The following is a 3,391-nucleotide window of genomic DNA, read 5'->3' on the forward strand; positions in this document are numbered from 1 at the left end:
CACCTGGACAGCCTGTGGAGGACGGCTGCCCAGGTGCGGCCCGCTGCGCTAGGTTCGCCGGGTGACGAACGCAGGGGGCGGGGGTCCGGTCGTCGTGCCGGGGCAGGACGGTGCCGTCGAGACGAGCCCGGGCGTCGGTGCGCCGGACCCGCCGGACCTGACGACCGCGCGTCGGCCCGTCCGGACCTGGCGCCGGGCCGCGGCCGAGGTGCGCCCGCACCGTCGCGCGGTCCTCGTGGTGACGGCGGTGGCCGTGCCCGCCACGGTCATGGTGGCGTGGGGCGCGGGTCACCCCGTGGTGGTGCTTCCCGCGGCCGGGTACCTCGCGCTCGTCGGGTCGGCGCTCGCCGTGATCGACGCCCGTACGCACCGTCTCCCGGACGCCCTGGTGCTGCCGTCCTACCCGGTCCTGGCGGTGCTGCTGGGCCTGGCCGGCCTTCTCGGGCCCGACGGCGGCGCGCTCGTCCGCGCCCTGGCCGGCGGTCTGGGGCTCTACGGCGCGTACTTCCTGCTGGCCCTCGCCCCGTCGGGGCTGGGCTTCGGCGACGTAAAGCTCGCCGGGCTGATCGGCGCGGTGCTCGCGTGGTGCGGGTGGGCCGAGCTCGCCGTGGGGGCGAGCGCGGCCTTCTTCCTCGGCGGTACCTGGGCTGTCGTCCTGCTCGCCACGAGGCGGGCAGGACGACGCTCGGCGATCCCGTTCGGCCCGTTCATGCTCGTGGGCGCGCTGGTCGGCCTGATGGGCGGTCGCTCGGTGCTCGGCGAGGCGCTGCTGCTGGGCTGAGCGTGCGCAGCGCCGGCCGCGACCCCGGGTCTCAGGTCCTGGCGGCGCTCGGCGCGAGAGCCGCCTCGAGGGCCTCGGCCATCGCCGCCAGGGGCGCGACGTGGCCTGTCATGAGCCGTACCTGCTCGGCGGCCTGGTGCAGGAGCATGCGCTCGCCGCCCACCACGGTGGCGCCGGCCTGCGCCCAGGCGCGGGAGAGCGCCGTCGGGCGGGGGTCGTAGACCACGTCGAGCAGCACGCCCCGAGGAGCCGGAGCCCCGGCGGCTGTCTTTACCGCGAGAGCGTCGGCGACCGGGTCCGCCGCCCCGGAGGGCAGCGTCGAGACGACCACGTCAGCCTGCGCCACGAGCGGCGACGCCGGGTCGAGCACCACGAACCGCGGGGCGACCCCCATGCGGTGCGCGGCACGCTGCAACCCGCCCGTGCGTCCGAGCGATCGCACCAGGACGGTCGGGGTCGTGCAGCCGAGCTCGGCGAGCGCCGCCAGGGTCGAGGCCGCGGTGGCGCCCGCTCCGAGCACCACGGCCGAGCCGACCGCACGGCCACCCAGCCCCTCGCGCAGAGCGGACACGAGGCCCTGGACGTCGGTGTTGGCACCCACGAGCGTGCGCGCCGAGCCCGTGGGCTGGAACAGGACCGTGTTCACGGCACCCACGACGCCCGCGAGCGGCTCGACGTGGTCGAGGAGGGGCAGGACGACCTGCTTGAGCGGCATGGTCAGGCTCAGCCCGGCCCAGCTCTCGTCGAGGCCCTCGACGAAGCCGGACAGCTGCTCCTCGGTGACGTCGATCGCGGTGTACTCCCACCCGTCCAGCCCCAGCGCGCGGTACGCGGCCGAGTGCAGGACGGGTGAGAGCGAGTGGGCGACGGGATGGCCCAGGACGGCGGCGCGGCACACGGCGCCGACCGTCACGGGTTCTCCCTCTGCCACTGCCTGAGCTCCGCCTTGTAGCGCTCGTGCTCGGCGTTCGTGGACGAGAACTTGGTCTCTCCCGTGTCGAGGTTGACGGCGACCCAGAAGATCCAGTCACCCGGCTCCGGGTTGAGCACGGCCTCGATCGACTTCATGCCCGGGGAGGCGATCGGCCCGGGCGGCAGCCCCTTGTGCTGGTAGGTGTTGTAGACGTTGCTCGGGTCACGGGTGTCCGCGAGGCTGATCGTCGTCCCCGACCTGCCCAGGCCGTACGCCACCGCGGCGTCGATGTCGAGGGTCATGTCCCGCTCGAGACGGTTCTGGATCGCCCGCGCCATCTTCGGTCGGTCCTCGTCTGCCTTGGCCTCACGCTCGACCAGCGACGCCTTGACGATCACCTGCTGGCGGTCGGCAGGCGCGACGCCCAGCGAGTCGAGGTTGGCCACGGTGGTGGCGATCATGTTGGCCACGATGGTCTGGGCCGTGTCGTCCGGGGCCAGCAGGTAGGTCGAAGGGAAGAACCACCCTTCGTAGTTCCCTCCGGCCTCGGCAGGCAGCCCCACCGCGGCGGGATCCGCCATGGCAGCGGTGAAGTCCTCCTGGGACCTACCGGTGACCGAGACGGCACGTTCGATGACCTGAGCGGTGGTGAACCCCTCCGGGACCGTCAGCTTCATCTCGTTCTTGCTCTCCTTGGAGAGCAGCAACGTGATCGCGGCGGACGCCTTCATCTCGGTGAGCAGCGTGTAGTTGCCGGGCTGGATCTTGCCTGCGTCCGGGTTCGCCTTGAAGGCCTTGACGAACGCGCCGGACGACTTCACGACGCCCGCCTCGACGAGCGTCTCCCCGATGTCCGCGCCCGTCGACTGCGGCTCGATCGTGACGTCGACGGGCTCGACCCCCTGCCCCTCGTAGTCCGAGGCGCTGAAGGGGTTCTCGAAGCCCAGCAGGCTCGAGGCGTTGTTGACCAGGTAGTACCCGGCCCCGCCCACCAGGACCAGCGCGAGCACCACGATCACGGTGCGGCGACGCCGTCGCTGCGCGCGCTTCTTCGCGGCGCGACGGTCTCGGCTCCCCGAACGGGTCGCCCGCGACGGTGGTTGTTGCTGCACCGGTGGGCGGTCGAATAGGTCGGTCACGGGAGGCTGCCTCCTGACGGGTGTGCGCGCGGCGGTCCTTGCCACGACGCAACGATCAACGTTCTACGTACTCTCCGGCGCGCGCCCCCGCGCTCCGCTCGCGGTCCAGAGCGGTCTGGAGGATGATAACTGCCGCCGCCTGGTCGACGACAGAGCGCTGCTTGCGTCCGGCGCGCCCCGACGCCCGCAGCGCCTGGTGGGCGCTCACGGTCGTCATGCGTTCGTCGACGAGGTGCACCGGGACGGGTGCGACGGCACGTGCCACCAGTCCAGCGTACGCACGTGCGGCCGCGGTGGCGGCACCCTCCGCGCCGGAAAGGTGCCGAGGAAGCCCGACGTACACCACACGTGCACCCCGTTGCTCCACTTCCGCCGCGATCCGCGCGACGTCGCTCGGGAAGGTGACCACCGCGTCCTCGGGGGCCGAGGGCAGTGTCTTCGTGTCCCGGGGAAGGGTCTCGACGGGGGTCGCGATGAGGCCGTCGGGGTCGCTCGCGGCGAGCCCCACACGCACGCTGCCCACGTCGACGCCCAGGCGGGCCCCCCTCGGGAGAGGGG

General features: G+C 73.0%; 4 protein-coding genes. 1 reads left to right on the forward strand and 3 read right to left on the reverse strand.

What is annotated here, in order from left to right; all coding sequences use genetic code 11:
* Positions 1 to 61 precede the first annotated feature (61 nt).
* On the forward strand, positions 62 to 781 hold the full coding sequence (locus ACFRCR_RS17805; RefSeq protein ID WP_377679428.1) for a prepilin peptidase: 720 nt from the start codon (positions 62 to 64) through the stop codon (positions 779 to 781).
* Between the two features lie 31 nt (positions 782 to 812).
* Here the strand turns inward: ACFRCR_RS17805 and ACFRCR_RS17810 are convergent, their stop codons facing one another.
* From ACFRCR_RS17810 to ruvX, 3 genes are all read right to left on the reverse strand, one after another.
* Positions 813 to 1,694 carry a shikimate dehydrogenase gene (locus tag ACFRCR_RS17810; protein ID WP_377679430.1) on the reverse strand — a complete coding sequence of 294 codons (882 nt, stop codon included), beginning with the start codon at positions 1,692 to 1,694 and terminating at the stop codon, positions 813 to 815.
* Positions 1,691 to 2,833 carry an endolytic transglycosylase MltG gene (gene mltG / locus ACFRCR_RS17815; RefSeq protein ID WP_377679432.1) on the reverse strand — a complete coding sequence of 381 codons (1,143 nt, stop codon included), beginning with the start codon at positions 2,831 to 2,833 and terminating at the stop codon, positions 1,691 to 1,693. The genes ACFRCR_RS17810 and mltG overlap by 4 nt, the downstream gene beginning before the upstream one ends.
* A 55-nt stretch (positions 2,834 to 2,888) precedes the next feature.
* A partial coding sequence (gene ruvX / locus ACFRCR_RS17820; RefSeq protein ID WP_377679434.1) for a Holliday junction resolvase RuvX occupies positions 2,889 to 3,391 on the reverse strand: 503 nt, incomplete at its 5' end.

Origin of the sequence: Oerskovia sp. NPDC056781 (assembly GCF_042789955.1) — a bacterium.
In the GTDB taxonomy this organism is placed as follows: domain Bacteria; phylum Actinomycetota; class Actinomycetes; order Actinomycetales; family Cellulomonadaceae; genus Oerskovia; species Oerskovia rustica.